General features: G+C 41.0%; 18 protein-coding genes. 11 read left to right on the top strand and 7 right to left on the bottom strand.

Annotation, left to right across the window (positions count from 1 at the left end):
* Positions 1-12 precede the first annotated feature (12 nt).
* The 3 genes from gldN (at position 13) to recA (ending at position 2,581) form a co-directional block, all read left to right on the top strand.
* Entirely contained in the window at positions 13-912 is a 900-nt protein-coding gene (gene gldN / locus HW279_RS03850) for a gliding motility protein GldN (RefSeq protein WP_178958027.1), read from the top strand.
* A 104-nt stretch (positions 913-1,016) separates the two neighbouring features.
* On the top strand, positions 1,017-1,343 hold the full coding sequence (locus HW279_RS03845; RefSeq protein ID WP_009422344.1) for a nucleotide pyrophosphohydrolase: 327 nt from the start codon (positions 1,017-1,019) through the stop codon (positions 1,341-1,343).
* Between the two features lie 68 nt (positions 1,344-1,411).
* Positions 1,412-2,581, top strand: a complete 1,170-nt coding sequence (gene recA / locus HW279_RS03840) for a recombinase RecA (protein ID WP_009410503.1) — start codon at positions 1,412-1,414, stop codon at positions 2,579-2,581.
* Between the two features lie 74 nt (positions 2,582-2,655).
* Here recA and HW279_RS03835 read toward each other — a convergent pair whose 3' ends face one another.
* The 5 genes from HW279_RS03835 to HW279_RS03815 form a co-directional block, all read right to left on the bottom strand.
* Positions 2,656-3,321, bottom strand: a complete 666-nt coding sequence (locus HW279_RS03835) for a DUF4377 domain-containing protein (protein WP_178958026.1) — start codon at positions 3,319-3,321, stop codon at positions 2,656-2,658.
* A 67-nt stretch (positions 3,322-3,388) separates the two neighbouring features.
* On the bottom strand, positions 3,389-3,883 hold the full coding sequence (locus HW279_RS03830; protein ID WP_178958025.1) for a TlpA family protein disulfide reductase: 495 nt from the start codon (positions 3,881-3,883) through the stop codon (positions 3,389-3,391).
* Between the two features lie 108 nt (positions 3,884-3,991).
* On the bottom strand, positions 3,992-4,891 hold the full coding sequence (cysD, locus tag HW279_RS03825; RefSeq protein WP_002674358.1) for a sulfate adenylyltransferase subunit CysD: 900 nt from the start codon (positions 4,889-4,891) through the stop codon (positions 3,992-3,994).
* A gap of 652 nt (positions 4,892-5,543) precedes the next feature.
* On the bottom strand, positions 5,544-7,862 hold the full coding sequence (locus HW279_RS03820; protein ID WP_178958024.1) for an outer membrane beta-barrel protein: 2,319 nt from the start codon (positions 7,860-7,862) through the stop codon (positions 5,544-5,546).
* 322 nt (positions 7,863-8,184) lie between these two features.
* On the bottom strand, positions 8,185-9,135 hold the full coding sequence (locus HW279_RS03815; protein WP_178958023.1) for a PhoH family protein: 951 nt from the start codon (positions 9,133-9,135) through the stop codon (positions 8,185-8,187).
* Between the two features lie 789 nt (positions 9,136-9,924).
* Between HW279_RS03815 and HW279_RS03810 the strand changes: the two genes are divergently transcribed.
* From HW279_RS03810 to HW279_RS03775, 8 genes are all read left to right on the top strand, one after another.
* Positions 9,925-11,055, top strand: coding sequence for a DUF4434 domain-containing protein (locus HW279_RS03810; RefSeq protein WP_178958022.1), 1,131 nt, complete (start codon positions 9,925-9,927; stop codon positions 11,053-11,055).
* 21 nt (positions 11,056-11,076) lie between these two features.
* A complete protein-coding gene (rpiB, locus tag HW279_RS03805; RefSeq protein ID WP_009422432.1) occupies positions 11,077-11,499 on the top strand; it encodes a ribose 5-phosphate isomerase B in 423 nt (140 codons plus the stop codon).
* 168 nt (positions 11,500-11,667) lie between these two features.
* Positions 11,668-12,414, top strand: a complete 747-nt coding sequence (locus HW279_RS03800) for a ThiF family adenylyltransferase (protein ID WP_178958021.1) — start codon at positions 11,668-11,670, stop codon at positions 12,412-12,414.
* A 366-nt stretch (positions 12,415-12,780) separates the two neighbouring features.
* Positions 12,781-13,074 (top strand): hypothetical protein, encoded by a 294-nt coding sequence (locus HW279_RS03795; protein WP_106096175.1) that lies wholly within the window; start codon positions 12,781-12,783, stop codon positions 13,072-13,074.
* A gap of 2 nt (positions 13,075-13,076) precedes the next feature.
* Positions 13,077-13,367: a cell division protein ZapA gene (locus tag HW279_RS03790; RefSeq protein WP_002674145.1), complete on the top strand. Its 291-nt coding sequence runs from the start codon at positions 13,077-13,079 to the stop codon at positions 13,365-13,367.
* A 233-nt stretch (positions 13,368-13,600) separates the two neighbouring features.
* Positions 13,601-15,169 (top strand): ribonuclease Y, encoded by a 1,569-nt coding sequence (gene rny / locus HW279_RS03785; protein ID WP_106096176.1) that lies wholly within the window; start codon positions 13,601-13,603, stop codon positions 15,167-15,169.
* A gap of 6 nt (positions 15,170-15,175) precedes the next feature.
* Positions 15,176-15,706 (top strand): mechanosensitive ion channel domain-containing protein, encoded by a 531-nt coding sequence (locus HW279_RS03780; protein ID WP_178958020.1) that lies wholly within the window; start codon positions 15,176-15,178, stop codon positions 15,704-15,706.
* 39 nt (positions 15,707-15,745) lie between these two features.
* On the top strand, positions 15,746-17,116 hold the full coding sequence (locus HW279_RS03775; protein WP_178958019.1) for an SLC13 family permease: 1,371 nt from the start codon (positions 15,746-15,748) through the stop codon (positions 17,114-17,116).
* Positions 17,117-17,217: 101 nt separating this feature from the next.
* Here the strand turns inward: HW279_RS03775 and HW279_RS03770 are convergent, their stop codons facing one another.
* Together HW279_RS03770 and HW279_RS03765 are read right to left on the bottom strand one after the other, a co-directional pair.
* Positions 17,218-18,753, bottom strand: coding sequence for a RagB/SusD family nutrient uptake outer membrane protein (locus HW279_RS03770; RefSeq protein ID WP_178958018.1), 1,536 nt, complete (start codon positions 18,751-18,753; stop codon positions 17,218-17,220).
* 12 nt (positions 18,754-18,765) lie between these two features.
* Positions 18,766-21,822 carry a SusC/RagA family TonB-linked outer membrane protein gene (locus HW279_RS03765; RefSeq protein ID WP_178958017.1) on the bottom strand — a complete coding sequence of 1,019 codons (3,057 nt, stop codon included), beginning with the start codon at positions 21,820-21,822 and terminating at the stop codon, positions 18,766-18,768.
* Between the last annotated feature and the right edge of the window lie 157 nt (positions 21,823-21,979).

Below are 21,979 nucleotides of genomic sequence, written 5' to 3'. Positions count from 1 at the left end.
ATAAACATTATTATGCACGTAAAAAATATAATATTATTATTGCTTTCAGTATTTGCATTTCAGCTCTCCAAAGCTCAGGTAAACATCTTAAACGCAAAAGTAGCAAGCGATATAGGTGTTAAATCTGAAGCTCGAATAGAAGCTGATAATGACAAACCACTACCTTATGGCTATGTGGACGACCGCGATATCCTTTGGTCAGTAGAGGTATGGGAAGTAATCGACCTCAACGAGAGAGCTAACTTTCCCCTCCTTTTCCCTACCGATACCTTGGAAATAGATGCTTATCGTCGCTCATTGTATGATGTACTTCTAAAGAACATCAAAAATGGTAAAATTCAAGATATCTATGTAGATTCTTATTTTACTCAAACAAAAACAGCTGAGTCAATAGAAGCATCACTATCAAAGGTAGATACTTTAGATGTAGGCTATGAGCAACTTAACGCAGGTGAAGCTCTTTCTCCTGAATATGTAACTCATAGAAACTTAGAGTCTGCAGATATCGCTCAGTACCACATTAGAGGTATTTGGTATTTCGACAAACGCCAAGGTGAATTAAAATATCGTTTGCTCGCGTTAGCTCCTGTAGCTCCCGACGTAAACTTTATAGATTCTGATGACTCTACTATGTCGGCATTAGTACCTCTATTCTGGGTATTCTATCCGCAAGTACGCGATATTTTGCACGAAGCGAAAACCTTTAATAGGAAGAATGATGCTCGTCCTGTGTCTTTCGACCACGTTTTAAATGCACGAATGTTCAGTTCCGTGATATTTAAAGAAGCGAATGTATACGGCGACAGAAAAATCAAGGAATACCTCCCTGATAATGCACTCTTCCAATTGTTAGAAGCTGACAAAATTAAAGAGAAAATTCGCGACAGAGAGCAAGATATGTGGACAAACTAATTTTAAATTCACAGAAATATTCTTTAAACTGCTTTGAAAGAGCGTTGCTATCAAAAGCAATGCTCTTTTAAAGCAGTTTTTTAATAGAAAATAAATTTGTAAACATGGATATCAAGAATGCGCAATTAGCAGTTGATAATTGGATTAGAGAACACGGTGTTCGCTATTTTAATGAACTTACCAATATGGCACAGCTCACTGAGGAAGTAGGAGAGGTTGCCCGTATTATTGCTCGCCGTTATGGAGAACAGTCCGAGAAAGAAAGTGATAAAAACAAAGATTTAGGCGAGGAACTCGCTGATGTAGTATTTGTAGTACTTTGCTTAGCCAATCAAACAGGGATTGACTTGCAAGAGGCTTTCGATAAGAAGATGCTAAAAAAAACACAACGTGACCACGACCGTCATCACAATAATGAAAAACTAAAATAATTACGCTACATTATTGTATTTATCATTTGATTTTGTATCTTTGCCCTATTAAAACAATCTAGTATAAAATGGCTAAAACAACAAAAGATAACAAGGAAATGAGTGTAGAAGAGGCTAAAAAACAAGCTCTAAAACTCACCTTAGAAAAATTAGACAAAACCTATGGCAAAGGAACCGTACGTGCCTTAGGCGATAATCCTGTCGAAGACGTAGAAGTTTACTCTACCGGTTCTATCGGGCTCGATGCCGCTTTAGGCGTTGGTGGATACCCTAAAGGGCGCGTAATCGAAATTTATGGGCCTGAATCTTCTGGTAAAACCACCCTTACACTGCACGCTATCGCCGAAGTACAAAAAGCTAAAGGGACAGCTGCTTTTATCGATGCTGAACACGCTTTCGACCCTGTTTACGCACAACGCTTAGGTGTAGATGTTAAAAATCTATTGATTACTCAGCCTGACAGTGGTGAACAAGCTCTTGAAATTGCTGATGCTCTTATTCGTTCCAATGCAGTAGACCTCGTAGTAATCGACTCGGTGGCAGCACTTACTCCCAAAGGTGAGATTGATGGCGAAATGGGAGACTCTAAAATGGGGCTTCACGCCCGACTAATGTCTCAGGCTTTACGCAAAATCACTGGTAGTATTAGCAAAGCAAAATGTATCGTTATTTTCATCAATCAGTTGCGTGATAAAATAGGTATTACTTTTGGAAACCCCGAAACAACTACAGGGGGTAATGCACTTAAATTTTATGCCTCTGTGCGTATAGATATCCGTAAAGACGGAGGACCTCAAGGAAGCGCTGCTATTAAGGACAGCAATGGCGAAATCATAGGTAATAAAACCAAGGTGAAAATAGTCAAAAACAAAGTAGCATCGCCTTTTAAAACCGCTACTTTCGATATTATGTTTGGCTTAGGTATCTCTAAGTCTGCTGAACTTCTTGAGTTAGGCGTTGAGGCTGATATTGTAGATAAAAGCGGTGCTTTTTATAGCTATAAAGGCACCCGATTAGGTCAAGGACGTGATGCCTCTATTGCAATGCTTAACGACAATCCAGAAATAGCTGAACAAATAGAAGTAGAACTACGCGAATGGCTTAAACATAATGAACTCTCTTCTAATCCTAAAAAAGGTAAAAAGAGTACTAAGGCTAAAGATAAAAAGGCAGTAGAGCCCGAGTATTCTGAAGAGGAATACGATGAAGCCGACAACTATGACGAAGAAGATGATTAGTTAAACACCAATATAATCAAGAAAGGCTGTGCAGAACGCTCTGCACAGCCTTTATTTTTTAATAATTGAAATAACTATTTCTTTGCAAAAGTAAGGAGTACGCCTCCTTGCTCATCGGTAAGCAACAGTTGGTCACCTTTTAGCTGGTATTGTCTTACCTTTTGCATAGCCATACCAAAAGCATCAGCAACCTCCATTTTTTCTGCACAAAGCATTAGTGTAGAAGCTAAATCACCAAATACAAGTTCTTTATCGGTGAGGGTTTTAATACTTCCCATAAAGGTATTACAGCTGTCAGAGCCGTTTACCTTCATTTCTCTGATATTGAGCTTTAATGTAGGCTGTGCCTCAGGAGTGATAGCCATTTCTCCCATACTCACCAGTTTCCATTCGCCTTGCAAATCAAACCGAGAGTCTTTCACCTTTTCTATTTCGCGCACCAAAGTATAAGCAATATTTGGCGCACCGGCGGAGACGTCCTTCAGCGGTTTTTCGCTTACTTCTATCTTCTTAAAGTAGCCTTCTTCAAAGGTAAAACCTTCAATAGGAGCACAAAAAGACTCCCATTGTGCTTTACTCAGATTATCGCCTTTGTACACTTGCAAGCACTGCATTTTGCTATCTCCTGCACTGCTTTCTACTTGGGAGCTATTTACCCAATATACCGCTTGGGTACTGGTAGAGCAACTCCCCAATCCTATGGCTACGCTCAGTAGCATCATAAACTTGATTTTCTTCATTGTAAAAATCTTTATATATTTTTTTAACGTCAGTTCAATATAACAAAAAACGCCCGTCGCGCTACAACTATTTGATGTATTTCTTCAGCGTTTTCATTAAATCATTAGATCTTAGGTTATCTCCTTGCGACAATAAGTTTCCTTCGGGGTCTATGAGAAAAGGCGCAGGGATACTCGTTACCCCATATTTCTCAGCGGTTTTACCATCGTTGTCCCACACATTATGCCACACCATTCCTTCTATTTTAATAGCGTCCTGCCAAGCGTCTTTATCCTTAGGTCTATCTATCGATACTGATAGAATTACAAAATTCTTCCCTTTTAACTCTTTGTACGCTTGTTTGAGGTATTTGTTTTCCTTCTTGCAAGGCATACACCACGAAGCCCAAAAGTCTACCAGCACATATTTACCACGTAATGAAGATAACGCTAACTTTTCACCATTAGGCTGTGATAAGTTAATTTCAGGTACAAGGTTATGGCGTTGCAACGCTTGTGCAAAGGATTCCGCAGTTGCCAAAAAGAAAAGCACTAAGGCTGTAAATAAAAATCTTTTTCTCATTCGTAATCTTGTTTTTTAGTTATTGTCTTTGCTCATACAAAAACCTGACCAAAGTCGTAGCACGACAAGCAATTCTTCATATCAGAATTAACCACTAACTACTAATCATTAAAAATATCCTCCTTTTTTACGGTCTTCCATTGCCGCTTCCGTTACTTTGTCGTCTATGCGGGTCTCACCGCGTTCCGAAATACGCGAAGCAGTAATTTCATTTACCACCTCTTCAAGAGTCGCTGCATTGCTCTCTACGGCAGCAGTACAGGTCATATCACCTACCGTGCGATAGCGTACACGCTTGTTTAGGATAGTATCATTTTCATCTATCTGGATAAAAGGCGACACCGCAATAAGTCTACCTTCGTACTCAATCACCTCGCGATTGTGCGCAAAATAGATAGAAGGAAGTGCTATTTTCTCCTGCTGAATATAATTCCACACGTCTAATTCCGTCCAATTCGAGATAGGAAACACACGCACGTTTTCGCCTTTCTGTATCCGACCGTTGTAGATGTTCCACAGCTCCGGACGTTGCAACTTAGGGTCCCACTGACCAAACTCGTCTCTTACTGAAAAGAAGCGCTCTTTGGCACGCGCTTTCTCTTCATCTCTACGCGCCCCTCCTATGCAGGCGTCGAAGTGAAACTCCTCAATAGTGTCCAATAAAGTGTGTGTTTGCAGCCAGTTACGAGAAGCAAACTTACCTTTGGGCTCGGTAAGTCCTTTCGCTTTAATGGTGTCTTCTACTTGTCGCACAATCAGTTCCGCACCTATGCGTTTAGCAAGAGCATCGCGGTATTCAAGTGCTTCGGGGAAGTTATGACCCGTGTCGATATGTACCAAAGGGAAAGGAATCTTCATAGGAGCAAAGGCTTTCATTGCCAAGTGCACCAAGGTAATAGAGTCCTTACCACCACTAAAAAGCAAGGCAGGACGCTCAAACTGCGCGGCTACTTCCCGCATTATGTAAATACTTTCAGCTTCTAATTGTTTTAAATGTTCTTTATTCACGATTGTTGATTAGTTAGAACCCCAAATTAAGGGTTAATATATGTTTTATAAATATTCTTGTTCGTGTACGATAGCCGTCTTTATTTCCCTTATCAGCAAAAATACTATTATGATAACTAACGTAACTTAGAAAGCACAAAGGTAGTACATTTTTTTTGATTTCAAAAATATACTACCTTTTAACAATTGTTTTCTGCTCTTTTCTCCTTTTCCCGTCGCTACATTCCCCCCTTGAAGGAAATCCACATCGTCACTTGCCACTCTTCAATCTTCATTCGTCATTTCTTCCCCTTTCCGTCATACTCCCCCCTATTGCCTATGGCCTAAGGCCTAGTGCCTATTCCTTTTCTTTCGCCTCGAAACCCCGTTTTTACCATTTTTCGTGTCACTGTATTATACTATGAATCAATCACTTATATACCCTTTCTATACCAATCGTCCAAGATTCGTATAAGCTTCCTATAAGCTCTCTATAAGCTAACCCCACCCATCTTACACCCTTTTTTCACCAAAAATCCCATTTCCCCTCTTCCGAACTCTTCCGATATTTTCCGAACCCCTCAACCCTCCACATTTTCTCATTTCCAAATTTTCTAATTTGCTAATTTTTCACCGCCCGTGCGGCTCGCACCCTCATTTCCTCATTTCCTCATTACAAGCGGTTCTTCTCTTCTTCTCCCGCTCCTTGTCCTTTATACTTGCTTTGGGTGGTGTTGAAATTGTAGTTCAGTCCTACTTTAAAACTTATATTGCCGTAATTCTGAGCAGTACTATTGCTAATGTACGGATTTTGTACGCGTGTGTGCTCATTGAGACCGTTATAAGGGTCGGAAATTACGGTATACACCGTAAGCGATTGGTGAAAGAACATACGGGCAACCCCCACAACCACTCCACTTATATCCTTATAGGCGTAGGCTTCTCGGTTTGAACCTTTGCTCGCATAGGTAAACAATGCCAAAAGCAACCAGTTTTCAGTAGGAGTAATTTGGTTCATCATTTCTACCATAAACCTACCTTCATTGGTGTAAAACACATTGTTAGCAAAAGGTTTTTTATAAGTGAGCGTGAGTTTAGGCATCCATTTGCCTATTTGGGTTTGCGCATTGAGCACACATTTCAGTTCGCTAAAATCATCGTAATTGCGAAGGGTTTTTTCAACGGCATCGGGATTGATGCTTGAGAGTTGGTAATCGGAATAAATACCCTTGTGAATATTCGAATAACTTACCGAAGCCGAAATAGGACCATAAGTAGCCAAGGCATTCCATTCATCAGTAAGCTGAGGTACAATATATGGGTTTCCGCGATTGTACAAGAAAGGAGAAATATAAGTGTTGTAGTCGCTGAGTTCATAAAAAGCCGGACGTTTAATTTTGCGTGCATAACTAAAGGTCAGTTGAGTTTTATCCCAAGGGAATGCGATAGAAATATTGGGTAACCAATCGCGGTAGGTCTTGCTTTTTACGGGGCTTTTTTGTCCGTTTTCGTAATAACCAAAGTCGGCGTACTCGTAACGCGTACCGAGTTTCAAATTCACTTTTTTAATAGGGTAAGAGAAGCTCACAAAACCAGCCGAACGCGTTTCGGTATTCTTAATATCCGAAGCCGAAAGCACATTATCGGTATAGTCCTCAGTGCGATGCAGGTCGCTTGCCTCTACGCCATAGTTTATAGCGCCCTTGCCAAGGGTTTGCAAGAAAGTAGTTTTGAGTCCCCACCAATCGGAAGCAGCATCGGAATGGGTGTGCACGTTACGAGAGGTAGCACTTAGGAGGTTGCGCTCCACAACATCGGAAGTGTTATCGGAACGCTGACCGATATAATCTACATCGGTTTGCAGTTTCAGTTTGTCGGTAAGTTTACCTTCGTAATAAGCATTAATGCTTAACTTTTTATCTTGGCTAAAGCGGTCGTATTCATTGAGCCCTTTGGCAGTAAGGAGGTTATTTTTGAAGGTAGCGGTTTCTTGGGTGCTAAACCTATGTCCTACCCAAGGTTCTACACTCCCTCTCACACTTGCGCCTATGGAATGTTTGTCCGAAATCTCGTGAGCTACCCCTATTTTAGCATTTATTCCTTTGGCATTACTTTCGTTAGTTTCGTCGCTCGTTACGCGCCAATCATTACTTTGGGTATGTACTTGCAAATCCTGATAGAGGTCGGCATTTTTCTTGTTGAAGTTGTTGAAGTTGCCAATGGTAGTAAACCAGTCGGTTTTGCCTTTGCGATAGTTTAGGTTGAGCCAACTCTCTGTCGAAGAGCCCTTTTTTACTAAGTAAACATCGCTATCTACAGAGCCGCTCAGTCCATCGCCTTGTTTCTTTTTCAGTTTGATATAAATTACCGCACCCACCGTATTGTCGTGTTCTGCACCAGGTTGGGTTTCCAGCTCTATGCTCTCAATATCTTTGGGCGATAACTGATTCACCTCATCTAAATTGCGCACCCTGCGGTTATCAATGTAGAAGATAGGATTTCCTTTGCCAAACACCTCATAACCTCCACCGGTGTAGGAAGTGCTTACCCCAGGCAAGAAGTTGATAAGCATTTCGGCTTTGGGGAGGTTCTGCAAGGTCGATTGCGCCACATTAGTACTGATGCGCGTACCCTTCTGTTCTAAGATAGGGCGATGTGCCGTTACCACTACCTCGCCCAACTGATTGGTAGCAGGGGTCAAAACAATGGTGCCCAAGTTACTCCCCGAGGGCGTAAATACCACCGTTTGATATTCCAAATGCGTAATTTTGATAACCACCTTTTTCCCCTCAGCGGCATTGGGTAGTTCAAAAACACCTCGCTGATTGCTTATTGCCCCTTTTACGAGGGTAGAGTCGGGGAGAGTCATTAGGAGTACATTGGCAGCACTCACAGGCTTTTTTTCAGTATTCAACAAGGTTCCTTTAAAAGAAGATTGTGCAAAACCATTTACCGTTACTGCTAATAGCAGTGATAGAATAATCTTTTTCATTGTTTGTATGGTTTTTGGTTACTAAATGTAAACTAATTAATTTCACGGCGCAAAGATATAACAAATAAAAGTATTATGCAATACAAAGTACCATAAAAATAACTTTATTATGTCATTATTTTTTCATTACGCTGATTATCAATTATCTTTTCTTGATTATTTTTTAAAGAAGAGCGCTAATATCTTTCACTTTCTGCTCTATAAACGAAGAATTTTCAAAAAGGTTGGAATAAGAAGTAAAAAACTTTGCCAAAGGTCATAGCACGACAAGCTACTTCAAACTTCAAAGTTTATACTGCAAAAAATGCTTGCCGTGCTACGACTATTCGTTGTTTTCTATGGTTTTATAGGCTTCGATGATACTGCGTACCAGTGGGTGACGCACAACGTCTCTGTCGTCTAAGTGAAGGAAGGCGATACCCTGTACTTTTTGAAGGATAAGCATCGCTTCTTTAAGTCCAGAGGAAACTTTGCGAGGTAGGTCTATTTGCCCAGGGTCGCCAGTGATCATAAACTTGGCATTGCGCCCCATACGGGTGAGGAACATCTTCATCTGGGCGTGAGTGGTGTTCTGTGCCTCGTCAAGGATTACAAAAGCGTTGTCTAAGGTGCGCCCGCGCATAAAGGCAAGGGGGGCAATCTCTATGATTCCTGCCTCAATAAAGGCGTTGAGCTTTTCGTGGGGAATCATATCGCGCAAGGCATCGTAGAGGGGTTGCATATAGGGGTCGAGCTTCTCTTTGAGGTCACCAGGAAGAAAACCGAGGTTCTCGCCTGCTTCCACTGCCGGACGAGTAAGGATAATCCTACGCACTTGTTTTTCTTTAAGAGCTTTTACGGCTAAGGCAACGCCCACATAGGTCTTACCCGTACCGGCAGGTCCTACGGCAAATACCATATCGTTTTTATGCATCAGCTCTACTAATTTTACCTGATTTGGGGTTTGCGGACGTATGATTTTGCCATTCACGCCGTGCACAATAACGTCCTCTTCGCGCACTTTTTCGCTCTTCTCAGTATTAGTAGCCGAAAGAATACTATCGATAGAGCGCTCGTCTAAGCGATTGTATTTCGCGCAATAGGCAATAAGCTTTTCCATTTGTTTCTGAAAATCTTTTAGCAAATGTTCTTCGCCAAAGGCAATAAGTTTAGACCCCCGTGCTACGATTTTTAGCTTCGGGAAGAGCGTTTTGATGTATTTGATATTATTTTCGTCTTCGCCACAAAACACTTGGGCGCTCACGTCAGTAAGTTCTAAGTTTAATTCGTTCACTTTATTTAGTTATCAGTTAAGAGGTATGAGTTAAAAGTTTTGGCAAAGATATGAAAAATTTGTCAATTAGCCAATTTGTTAATAAGCAAATCAGTCGTTAGATAAGTCCACCCCCTCTCCCCTGTCCGACAGCTCTCCCTGAGTCTCTCTCTAATTTTTCACTTGCCCGTGTGGCTCACTATCCCCTTTCCGTCACAACATTCCCCCTCTCCTTTGGAGAGGGCAGGGGTGAGGATTCTCTTTCCGTCACTACATTCCCCCTCTCCTTGGGAGAGGGAAGGGGTGAGGATTCTCTTTCTTTCGCCTCGAAACCCTGTTTTTACCATTTTTTGCATCGTTGTATTATACTATGAGTCAACTACTTATATACCCTTTCTATACCAATCGTCCAAGATTCGTATAAGCTTCCTATAAGCTCTCTATAAGCTAAGCCCACCCATCTTACAGCTTTTTTTCACCAAAAGACCCCTTAGTCTCCTTCTGAAAAATTCCGTTTCCTTCCGAATACTCCAACCCTCCACATTTTCTCATTCTCTAATCTGCTAATTTGCTAATTTTTCCCCGCCTGTCGTGCTACGACTGCCCGTGTGGCTCGCACCTTTGCCAAAGTTAATCCCCTCCGCTGGCACTTTTCTTGTAGCTCGCACCCCATTTGCTAATTTCCTCATTTCCTAATTCTCTCATTTTCCAATTTTCTCATTTTCCAATTTTCTCATTTTCCAATTTTCTCATTTTCCAATTTTCTCATTTCCTAATTACTTCTTACCTTTGCAAAAAATATTAAATAAGATGAAAAAATTAGTTTTATTCCTTACCATTTTTGGTGCTTTGCTATCAGCCTCTTGTAGCAAAAGCAACTCCGATGAACCAACCCCCAATCCCAACAACCCTATTGTTCCTACTCCACAACCCAACCCTAACCCGCAACCTAACCCGCAGCCCAATCCACAACCTAATCCACCTACCCCTTCCCCTTCCGATAAAAAGATACTTACAGGTACCTTCATACAGCTCTTTAACAAAGGCGATTGGAGCGAGGCTCAATGGGACAATTTTTTAGGCGAAATTAAAGACTTGGGTATGAACACCCTCATCGTGCAATACATAGGATATATAAATCCTTCTAATAACCTCACTTGGTTCGATTCAAACAATAACTTTACTACCACCAAAATTAAACCTACCCTACAACGAATCCTTGCCTCAGCTCAGCGTAAAGGCATAGAAGTGCACATAGGCTTGCTCTTTGATGAAAGTTATTGGCAACACCAAACCGATGCGTCGTGGCTACAAACTCAAGCCAATTATTGTATTGCTATTGCTGAAGATATCCAACGCCAGTTTGGTACTCACCCAGCCTTCAAAGGGTGGTATATTCCACACGAACCTGAGCCTTATGCTTATAATACCGATGATAAGATAGCTCTTTTCAGAGAGAAATTTATCGACCGCATCTCTAATCGTTTGCACCAGCTGAATAACAAACCCGTTTCAATTGCTGCCTTTTGGAATAGTGCACTTTCGTCTCCCGAACAGTTGCAACACTTTATGGCTGAACTCGCTAAGAGTAATTTAGAAATCATTATGTTACAAGATGGGGTAGGGGCACAACACGTAACCCTCAACCGCCTTGCTGAGTACTACCAAGCGGCTGAGCGCGGACTATTTCAGGAAAACAAAAACTATAAAGGAGTATTTTGGTCAGACCTCGAAACTTTTGCCTCTCCTAATGGTCAGGTACCTTTTCATCCCGCTACTTTCGATAGAGTCAAACAACAACTCACTACCGCCTTCTCCATTCCCAAAGTAACCAAAGTAGTATCTTTTGCATATTTTGACGATATGTACACCCAAAGCCCCAATAAAACCCAAGCCGATGCTCTACGTGAAGCTTATAAACAATATATAAAAAACAAATAACGATAAAATTAACTATAAAAAATGAAAATAGCCATAGGAAACGACCACGCAGGAGTCGATTATAAAAAAGCCATTGTAGCTTTTTTGGAAAGTAAAGGAATAGAAGTACTCAACTACGGCACCGATACTTCTGAAAGTGTAGACTACCCCGATTTTGGTCACGCCGTAGCCAAAGCCTTAGAAGAAAACAAAGCCGACCTTGGTATTGTGATTTGCGGTAGTGGTAACGGCATTGCAATGACCGCCAATAAGCACCCTCACATCCGCTGTGCAGTCTGCTGGACAAAAGAGCTCTCTGCTCTTGCTCGTGCCCATAACAATGCCAATGTACTGAGCATTCCCGCCCGCTTTACCGCCATTGAGCAAGCTGTAGATATAGCCAATACCTTTCTCAACACCCCTTTTGAAGGCGGTCGCCACGAAAGAAGAATAAAGAAGATTTAAATCGCATTTGCATCGCTACACTTTGCCAAAGGTACGACTCGCCCCTTTGGCAAAGTTTACAACGTATAAAAGATTTCTCCTTAAAAACAGAAGCGTAGCTCTCAAATTTAAAAAGAAGCATTACGCAATCCGTCCTATCCGCATAATTTGCGGAAGACCAAAAATAATATGAATAATCATTGGTTAGAACGTACAGAGCTTTTAATTAAACAACAAGGTATTACCACTTTGCAAAATGCCCATATCCTCATTGCAGGCTTAGGGGGCGTAGGCTCTTATGCTGCCGAATTTGTAACTCGTGCAGGCGTAGGAGCTCTCACTATTGTCGATGCTGATACCGTTTCCCTCTCTAATATCAACCGCCAGTTGCCCGCCCTTCATTCTACGATAGGACAAGCCAAAACCGAAGTGATGAGAGCACGTCTTTTGGATATCAATCCCGAGCTGAAACTCACCGTCATTCACGAATTCCTCACCCCTGAGCGCGCTTGGGAAATCGTAACGCCCGACTTCGATTATGTCATCGACTGTATCGATAGTATTAGCCCTAAGCTGAACCTTATTCTTGCAGCTAAACGCAAACACATAAAGCTCGTGAGTTGTATGGGCGCCGGAGGTGCTACCGATGTTTCCCAAATAAAAGTAACCGACCTGATGAAAACGTATAACTGTCCGTTGGCAAAGTTTATTCGCAAACGGCTCAAAAACGAGCGTATTCACTCAGGTATAAAAGCCGTATTCTCTTCCGAAATAGTTTCCAAGGACTCTATGCAACGCACCGAAGGTCTCGACTATAAAAAGTCTTTCTATGGAACCATTAGCTTTATGCCAGCCGCTTTTGGGTTACACGCTGCTGCTACTGCGGTAAATTACCTATTAGCAAAACAACAAAATAAAGAAAATGTTAATTTATAATGTGAATCAATATTTGAGAAATGATTGTCTCTGATTTACAATTTCATAGTCGCTTTTGCATCACATCTCCCCCTTTGGAGGAAGCCAGCGAAAGCTGGGTATGTGTAAAAGGGGGGAGGTTTATAATCAATAAGTTAATTCAACCCTTTGTTAAAACTAAGCAAAGAAAATCATCAACTTATAATACAATCAAGTGATTTTCATTTATAATAACGCTGAGGTATGACTTTCTTTAAAACTTAAAAATCCTTTTTTATGTTGATTATGAAAATCTTACATTTCTCAGTTTCATTTATTTTCTAAAAAAATTGCTTTTTTTAAAAAGAAAGCGTATTTTTGCCCCAAATATACAAAGTTCGCTGTTTGATGAGTGATTTAAAAAAGTTGGTAGCGTTATTAGAAGAGAAAGCCATTGTCTTACAGAGCAAATTCAATAGTCTTAGGGAAGAAAATGGCAAGCTAAAACAAACCATTGAAGAACTTCGCAGTGAGAAACAGTCGCTTGAAAGCACTATCACTACACTGAAAGAGAAGAACGAAACACTCGCCATAGCCAACCGTATATTAGGCAGTAAAGATAGTAAAAGAGAAACTAAATTGAAGCTCAATACGCTCATTCGCGAAATCGATGCGTGTATCACTCAGCTCACTAAACAATAGCAATGGAACAGGACGGATTGAGAATTAAACTTTCGGTAGCCGATAGGTTATACCCTTTAACCATTGCTCCACAACAGGAAGAGGGTTTTAGAAAAGCCGCTAAAAAGATAAACGATATGATTCAAGATTTTGAAACCGTTTATGAACTGCGCGATAAACAAGATGGCTTAGCAATGTGCGCTATCGCTTTGGCAAGAGAAATAGAACAAGCCAAACTCAACGAAACGCACGAAGATGAATCCCTCAAAGAAGCCTTAGCACAGGTGTACAACGCCTTAAACCAAATAGGTTAAAACACGTTCCTTTACATAGAAAACTTACTGCCTATATTGATTGTCCTTTCGGTAAACTCAACATTAACATTTCACAAAAGGGAGAGTTACAGCGGCTAAAGCGCGCCGGTCTTCAGTTGCCGGATACTTGCCCCACTGAGTATCCCTAAACCTGTTTTTCAGAGTTTTACGTGAAACTTATTAATCAATATAGGCATTTTTTATATCAATATTTTATTTTTTAAACAACAAAGATGGATAGTACAGTTATTATAAGTATTGCAGTTTTTATCATTGCCCTTTTCATAGGGTTCGCTATCGCCAAATCGCTGGAAAAGAAGAACGCCTCTAAAATCATTCTCAACGCTAAGAATGAAGCCGACGTTCTTCTGAAAAACGCTAAAGCCGAAGCTGAAAATATCAAAAAAGACAAGATATTCCAAGCAAAAGAGAAGTTCCTTGAACTAAAAGCTGAACACGAAAAAACAATCTCCGCCAAAGATAAAAAAATGGCAGAGGCTGAGAAGCGTATACGCGATAAAGAGTCGCAAGTGTCTAATGAATTGGCACAAAATAAGCGCCTAAAAGATGAGTTGGAAAAGAAAACAGAAGAAGCCGACTTTCGCTTGCAAACTCTCGACAAGAAACAAGAAGAAATAGACCGCCTACACAAAAGTCAGGTACAACAATTAGAGGTTATTTCAGGCTTGTCTGCCGAAGAAGCTAAGAAACTACTCACCGATTCATTGCGCAGTGAAGCCCAAGCCGACGCGATGGCTTATATTCAAAATACCATTGAGGAAGCCAAGCTCACTGCTCACCAAGAAGCGCGCAAAATCATCATCAACACCATTCAGCGTATAGGCACTGAGGAAGCAGTAGACAATTGCGTATCGGTATTCAATCTCGAGTCTGACGAGGTGAAAGGTCGCATCATCGGTCGTGAAGGTCGCAATATCCGTGCCCTCGAAGCAGCTACTGGGGTCGAAATCATTGTAGACGATACCCCCGAAGCGATTATTCTCTCTTGCTTCGACTCGGTACGTCGCGAAATCGCACGTCTTTCTTTGCACAAGCTCGTAACCGACGGGCGTATCCACCCTGCACGCATTGAGGAAGTCGTAGAAAAAACTACCAAACAAATAGAAGAAGAAATTGTAGAAATAGGTAAACGCACCGTGATTGACCTCGGTATCCACGGATTGCACCCCGAGTTAGTAAAATGTGTAGGACGTATGAAATACCGTTCTTCTTATGGTCAAAACCTCTTGCAACACTCACGCGAGGTAGCCAAACTCTGCGGAGTAATGGCAGCCGAATTAGGCTTAAATCCTAAACTCGCCAAACGTGCCGGACTCTTGCACGACATCGGTAAAGTACCGCAGATAGAAAGTGAGACTCCTCACGCTCTCCTCGGTATGGAATGGGCAGAGAAATACGGCGAAAAACCCGAAGTGTGCAATGCTATCGGGGCACACCACGACGAGATTGAGATGACCTCCTTGCTTTCGCCTATTGTACAAGTATGCGATGCTATTAGTGGGGCTCGTCCAGGAGCACGTCGCCAAGTACTCGATTCGTATATACAACGCCTCAAAGACCTCGAAGATGCTGCTTTCACTTTCCAAGGTGTGAAGAAAGCCTATGCAATCCAAGCAGGTCGTGAGTTGCGTGTAATCGTAGAAAGCGAAAAAGTAACCGACGATAAAGCCGCAGAACTATCATTCAACTTATCGCAAAAAATTCAAACCGATATGACCTACCCAGGTCAAGTGAAAGTAACGGTAATACGTGAAACTCGTGCTGTGAATATCGCGAAGTAAAGTTATATGAACTATATACAAGACTACCTATATCAAATTATCGCTACTGCCATTACATTGGTGGTCTTTATTGCTTTGCGTTACTTGGTGAACTCTATCATCAATAAGTTCGGAAAAAAAGTGGAGTTCGGAGAGAGTCGTACTCATTTGGTAAAGAAGTATATAGACTATTTTATTTATGCGCTAGCTATCCTTACCATTGTCTCTATTTGGGGAATAAAAACAGAACAACTCTTCCTTTTTGTTACTTCGATACTTACCGTAATAGGGGTAGCGTTTTTTGCCCAATGGTCGATTTTGAGCAATATTACAGCGGGGATTATCGTGTTTTTCTCTTCTCCGTTTAGAATAGGTGATACGATTAAGATTTTAGATAAAGATTATCCTATCGAGGCTAAAATAATCGATATAAAATCTTTCTATACTCTTTTGAAAACAGCAGAAGGCGAACAGATAAGTTTGCCGAATAATCTTTTGCTCCAAAAAGGGATTGTAATTGTTTCGGAAAAGAAATATGCGGTGAAGATAAAACCGTAAATTGCTTACGTGCTTTGCTAATAACAAAAACCCTAATATATGCTGACCAATTACATCAAACGTTCCGTGATTATAGCCATCGCATTGGCGGTAGGCTTTTTGCTCTATGGGTTGCTTCCTTATGAAGAGCCTACTAATAAAGGCTTGGCACTCCTTGCCTTTGTAGCTATCTTGTGGCTTACCGAAGCCATACACATTACCGTTACAGCACTCTTAGTTCCTGTATTGGCAATACTCTTGGGCTTAGAGAGTACCAAAAGTGCCCTACAAGCTTTTGCAAACCCTACAATCTTCCTATTCTTTGGAGGTTTCGCTATTGCTACTGCCCTGAGCGTACAAAAGCTTGACAAGTACATCGCTCATAAGGTGATTGCTATAGCCAGAGGTAATTTCCTGTTGGCGGTATTTTTCCTCTTTTTGGCTACGGCTTTGCTCTCTATGGGTATCAGTAATACAGCTACTGCTGCAATGATTATCCCTTTGGCAATGGGTTTGCTTAAAAACATCGACTACGAAAGTAATAAAGGTACGTATGCCTTTGTAATACTTGGGGTTGCTTATAGTGCGAGTATAGGAGGTATGGGTACTTTGGTAGGTAGTCCACCGAATGCCATTGTCGCCTCTCAACTGAATATCACATTCTCAGAATGGTTGCGCTATGGTATGCCTACAGTCTTAGGTTTAATGCCTTTGATGATAGGTACGTTGTATGTAGTGTTCCGTCCGAAACTAAACATTAAAATCACCTCTACTGAAGGTGTAGTAGATAAGCTCAACGGCAAGCAGTACCTTACCATTCTTATCTTCCTTATCACAGCCCTTTGCTGGATATTTAGCGACCTGATTAACGAAACGTCCACTTCTTTTATAGGCATCGAGAAAATCAAAGACTTTGATGCAGTGGTTGCAATGATTGCTGCCGTGTTCGTGTGTTTCTTTGGTGTGGCCGAATGGAAACAAATACAAGAAAACACCGATTGGGGTGTGCTAATGCTCTTCGGAGGCGGACTCTCACTAAGTGTTATCCTTACACAATCGGGAGCGAGTAAGGCATTGGTAGACTCTGTGCAGTTTCTCATCGCTGATAGCAACTATTTTGTAATAGGACTTATGGTAGCTGCCTTCATCATTTTCCTAACTGAATTTACCAGCAATACCGCCAGTGCAGCTCTCTTAGTGCCTATCTTCATCTCGGTAGCCGAAAACTTAGGAGTTAATCCTTTGGGTCTTTCACTTATTATAGGTATAGGAGCCTCTTGTGCCTTTATGTTGCCTGTAGCTACGCCTCCTAATGCCATAGCTTACGGCACGGGCAAGGTAAGTCAACGCGATATGATAAAAGCAGGTTTTGTATTGAATATTCTTTGTATTATCTTTATATCAGTAGTAGCCTACTACTTTTGGAGATAATAGTTAAGATTAATGATAATAAAAAAGCGGTCTACTAAGACCGCTTTCTTTATTTTAAACATATTTTAAATCTCTTTATTGTATTAGCATTAATCATTGTTTTACCAACCTGGGTTTTGTTGCCAGTTGGCTCTACCTTGTTCATAGAGAATATCACTTGGAGAAAGAGGCCAAACCATTTTATAATTCCCTGCAGGGATATTAAGCTGATAATACTGGTCAGCAGGATCTGAAACAATAGCACTGAGATTCTGAGGAGTACCACGTACTACCCCTAAATTCCAACGCTTGATATCTGCCATACGGAAGCCCTCGAAAGCAAGTTCGCGGTTGCGTTCGTTTTGAATCTCTGTCCAAAGGTCGGTATAGGTTACACTACCAATACCACGAGCGGTACGCAATCTGTCTAAGTAGGTTTTAGCATTAGTTTGATCGCCGTTTTTATAAGCGGCTTCGGCTGCTATTAAGTATATCTCAGCAATACGAAATACCTTAGGACGATGCATATAAGTAGAATAGCCATTGGGTGTTTGTTTTAGCAAAGGGTTATCGGGATATTTATTCACCAAATACAAATCGTTGAAAGTAGCACTACCATAGTTAGCGAAAAGTTTTTTGATATAAATAGACTTACGATAATCGCTATCATTGTACAAATCTACGAAATCTTGAGTAGGTATTGCTTTTGGCAAATACTTTATCTCAAATCTACGCAATCTGTAGTTCCATTCTCTTTGGTATCCTAAATAGACATCGTTAGCTGAAGGCAATTCGGCAGTATTCCCTATATCATATTTAGCATAGAGCTGTACGATACTTTCTGCAGTATCATCATCTTTCCATACCTTTTCTAAATCACTACTACTACTCACTAAGCTATAACGACTACCAATAATTGAAGTAGCTGCGGCATAAGCCTCTGCCCACTTGCCTCTATAAAGCAATACACGTGCCTTGAGTGCTGCAACTGCATCTTTGGTAAACTTCTCTGACCCTAAAGCACCTGTTACATCACTAAGGCGAGTTTCGGCTTGTGCTATATCGGCTAAAATAAAGTCGTAAGTCTGTCCTACTGTACTTCTGTTAGGAAAATTGTTGATAGTAGGCCCACTTAGCAAAGGCAATCCATAAGCCGAAGCCTCGTCGGTAGGGCAATAATGCGTAAGCAGATAGGTGTAGTAATAAGCACGTGCCAAATACAATTCGCCCATATTGTGCTTTATCTGTGCCGCATCGGTGCGGTAATTTTCTTGGGGAATAGTAATAGTAGGAATCCCCTCTAAACCTATATTTATATTTTGTATTGCCCCCCAATAGCGTTGCCAAATAGTTGCTGTAGCTGCATTATTGACAGTAAACAACGTCCAGTTTTGAAAGTTTGTAATCGTTTCGTTAGTACCGTCTCTTAAGGCCATATTCAGGAAATCAGCTTGCAAGTCGGTAGCATACATCGCACTTCCGTATATGTTTGTACGCAACTTACCATACATACCATTCACCCAAGATTGAGCATCTTGTACGGTTTTAAAAGAGTTAGCTTGGCTCAAATCTTCATAAGGTTGTTGGTCGAGGTTGAAACAGCCGGTAAAGAACAGAGGAGCTACTACTAAAGTTATTATTTTATAAATCTTTTTCATTGTTTTATACTTTTAAAAATTAACATCTACCCCTAAGGTAAATTGACGAGAAGGAGGATAGCCACCTGATGAAATAGCATTATTGTACTCAGGGTCTGCTCCTTCGTATTTGGTAAGCGTAAAGATATTGCGGGCGGTAGCATATAAGCGTACTCCTTCAAAGAAATTCAATTGTTTGATAACTTCTTTTGGGAGGCTATAGCTAAGGGTAATATTTTTCAAACGCATAAATGAGGCGTCTTGTATCATACGCGCATCCGATGAATTTACGAAAGTGGTAGTGTTTATCTTAGGGTGACGGGTGTTATCACCTGGTTTTTTCCAATAATCCAAAATCTTTCTACTTAGGTTGTGATCGCCAAACTGATCAGGATTTTCGGTGTACTTCATATCGTAGTTCCACTTATATTTTTCCAACGAAAAAGAGAATGCCATATCGAGCGAGAATGTTTTATAGCTGATATTCCAACCGAATCCACCATTGATAGGGGCTTGCATTTTCTTGCCTGTGGTTTGTCCTAATTTACTAGAGTCGTAAGTAGTTGTTACTCTATCATCATCAGTTACTTGCTCCATACGGTCATCACCTGGTATGTAATACTCCATTTGTCCGGTAGTAGGGTTTACGCCTTTGGGGATAACGGCAGCCCATTCAAGGGCACGACCTAATTTATACCCTATTTCAGAAGAAGGAACTACATTAGAGGTTTTATTGCCAAAAAGAGCGGTTATTTCTTGCTTGTTATAGTTTACGTTGAAGTAAGGACGAATGCTCAGGTCTTCATTTTTACTTCTATACACTACTGATGAGAAAGTGAAGTCTATCCCACGGTTGCGCATACCCCCTGCATTGTCAAAGAATTGATTTTGCCCTGAAGTACTATTGAGTTCACGGCTTGAAATCATATCGTAAGTCTCGCGGTCGTAGTACTCGATATTGAAAGAAGTACCTCTATCAATCACAATATTAAGCCCTACAGTAGTTTTGCGTTGCTCTTCCCAACGTAGATCAGGATTACCCAAGCTACCTACTGTATAAGCTGTTTTACCTTGATAGAAATTATCTGGTTTTACGGTAGTGATATGTTTGTAGCCTCCTAAAGCATTTCCTGAAAGCCCTGTGCTGAAACGCAAATTGAGGTCTGAAAGCCATTTTACATCTTTCAAAAAGTTCTCTTGTTTGAGTTTCCACATCGCTCCTATTGCCCAGAAGTTACCGTAGTGGTTGTTCTTACCAAAAGCTGACGAACCATCACGGCGCATTGATAGGTCTACGAAATAACGAGTGTTATAAGAGTATTCTACTCTTCCGAAATAAGAATTGAAAGTACTTACAGTCTTTTGGTCTTCTATTCTTTTATCTTTACTACCGTGTCGGAGCATTGTTAGCCCTTCTGAAGGTTGTCCGAAAGTAGTAGCATCTAATTGTTTACTGCTATTTTCAACCGACTCTTGTCCTAATAACACATTGAAGCTATGTTTTCTGCTTTCTCCTAACAGGAAGCGATATTCTAACGTGTTAGTAATTGTCTTTCTGAGTGTACGACTGTTAGACACTGAAGTGTAAGGATTAGGGTCATCAAAAAACTTATAATCTATAAACGAAGGTAACTCTTTTAGTTCTGATTCGCCATACCCGTATTGTATTCCTCCTTGTGTTTTGAATATGAGGTTTTTTATAGGCTCTATAGAGACGAATCCCGAAGGCAAGAAGTCATCGGAAAAAGAGTTGCTAGGGTGTGTTTCGGCATAGTAGTCGGGGTGGTAGAAACCAGCTGAACGACTGGTGATGCCAGGGATATAGTTTTTGCGTCTACCATCTTCGTAGGTAGGACTGTAAAGTGGCAAAGCTATCACCTTAGGGGTGTTGAGGGTGGAACCTCCTTCGCGCTCGGTATGTCCTGCTGCAAATGAGAAGCCTGTTTTTAACCATTTAGTGATTTGGGTATTGATACTACCATTGACAGTATAACGACGGTAATCGCTGCGAGGTGCTGTAGAACCCTCTTGGCTGAAGTGCCCAAACGACAAATAATAAGTACTATTATTAGTACCTCCTGAAATAGAGACATCAGTACGTATCAACGGTACAAAATCTCTGAAGAAAACCTTATCCCAACGCGTATTGTAAGGATTATCGGCTAAGATTTTTTCTGCTGACTGTCTCGCTACATCCTTGCTTGAACTGAACTTACCTACAGCCAAGTTTACTGCTTCAGGATTTTTTTCTATCCAAAAGTCCATATACTCGCGTGGGGTCATCATATCGTCAAAAAACTTACGACTGGCATTAGTAAGCGCTGTAAAACCGAGTTGGTGACTGATGGTTACGCTTGTACGCTCGTTATTACGTCCTTTTTTGGTAGTGATAAGTATCACCCCATTGGCGGCACGTGCTCCGTAGATAGAGGTAGAAGCTGCATCTTTAAGTACCGTAATACTCTCTATATCATTAGGGTTGAACCTGCTCATCACACTACTGCTTACGGCTATTCCGTCCATTATATAGAGAGGTTCTTGGGTTCTTTCACCTCGTAGTGCTCCTTGGAAGTTGTTATACCCGTGGATAAGGATATCGCTATTGCTACCAGGGCGACCTGAATCGCTGGTTACCACTACCCCTGCTAATCGTCCTTGTAAGGCATCGGATACGCTGGCTACCGGAGCGGCACTCACATCTTTACCTTGTACTTGTGCGACTTGTGCAACGGTGCGGCTGGCGAGCTTAGGAGCTCCATAGCCGGTAACCACCATCTCTTCAAGCTCTTGTACATCTTCTTTAAGAACAATGTCTAATCGTTTGGTGGAGGCGGTTATTTTTCTCTCTACTGTCTTCATTCCTAAGATCGAAAAACTCAACGTTTCTCCCACTTTGGTTTGGATAGTATAATTCCCGTCCATATCGGTAGCGGCACCGCGCTGAGTACCTTTGATTAATACCAATACACCTAATAAAGGCTCACCTTTTTCATCTTTTACAGTACCTGAAACTTCTATATTCTGTGCTGTAACAGTAAAAGTTACCAGCAAGAAGAGAGCCCAAGAGTACAACATTCTCAGTTTTGTCATCTATATTTAATTTTGCGCAAAAGTAGTAAAAAGGTTTCAATAATGCAAGAGTTTTTAATACAAGTAAATACATTTGTTAATTTGTAATGTTTTAGCACTCTTTTATTGGTATTTTTAACCGTCTTATCCGTTGTATATTAAATATTGTTTTTGTACC

The sequence above is a fragment of the Capnocytophaga sp. oral taxon 903 genome (assembly GCF_013394785.1).
Taxonomy (GTDB): domain Bacteria; phylum Bacteroidota; class Bacteroidia; order Flavobacteriales; family Flavobacteriaceae; genus Capnocytophaga; species Capnocytophaga ochracea.
This window is presented reverse-complemented; position numbering and strand designations above follow the sequence as displayed.

Coding starts and splice junctions, on each gene's coding strand:
- gldN (WP_178958027.1), top strand. CDS start 13: ATGCACGTAAAAAATATAATATTATTATTGCTTTCAGTATTTGCATTT.
- HW279_RS03845 (WP_009422344.1), top strand. CDS start 1,017: ATGGATATCAAGAATGCGCAATTAGCAGTTGATAATTGGATTAGAGAA.
- recA (WP_009410503.1), top strand. CDS start 1,412: ATGGCTAAAACAACAAAAGATAACAAGGAAATGAGTGTAGAAGAGGCT.
- HW279_RS03835 (WP_178958026.1), bottom strand. CDS start 3,321: ATGAAGAAAATCAAGTTTATGATGCTACTGAGCGTAGCCATAGGATTG.
- HW279_RS03830 (WP_178958025.1), bottom strand. CDS start 3,883: ATGAGAAAAAGATTTTTATTTACAGCCTTAGTGCTTTTCTTTTTGGCA.
- HW279_RS03820 (WP_178958024.1), bottom strand. CDS start 7,862: ATGAAAAAGATTATTCTATCACTGCTATTAGCAGTAACGGTAAATGGT.
- HW279_RS03810 (WP_178958022.1), top strand. CDS start 9,925: ATGAAAAAATTAGTTTTATTCCTTACCATTTTTGGTGCTTTGCTATCA.
- rpiB (WP_009422432.1), top strand. CDS start 11,077: ATGAAAATAGCCATAGGAAACGACCACGCAGGAGTCGATTATAAAAAA.
- HW279_RS03800 (WP_178958021.1), top strand. CDS start 11,668: ATGAATAATCATTGGTTAGAACGTACAGAGCTTTTAATTAAACAACAA.
- HW279_RS03795 (WP_106096175.1), top strand. CDS start 12,781: ATGAGTGATTTAAAAAAGTTGGTAGCGTTATTAGAAGAGAAAGCCATT.
- HW279_RS03790 (WP_002674145.1), top strand. CDS start 13,077: ATGGAACAGGACGGATTGAGAATTAAACTTTCGGTAGCCGATAGGTTA.
- rny (WP_106096176.1), top strand. CDS start 13,601: ATGGATAGTACAGTTATTATAAGTATTGCAGTTTTTATCATTGCCCTT.
- HW279_RS03780 (WP_178958020.1), top strand. CDS start 15,176: ATGAACTATATACAAGACTACCTATATCAAATTATCGCTACTGCCATT.
- HW279_RS03775 (WP_178958019.1), top strand. CDS start 15,746: ATGCTGACCAATTACATCAAACGTTCCGTGATTATAGCCATCGCATTG.
- HW279_RS03770 (WP_178958018.1), bottom strand. CDS start 18,753: ATGAAAAAGATTTATAAAATAATAACTTTAGTAGTAGCTCCTCTGTTC.
- HW279_RS03765 (WP_178958017.1), bottom strand. CDS start 21,822: ATGACAAAACTGAGAATGTTGTACTCTTGGGCTCTCTTCTTGCTGGTA.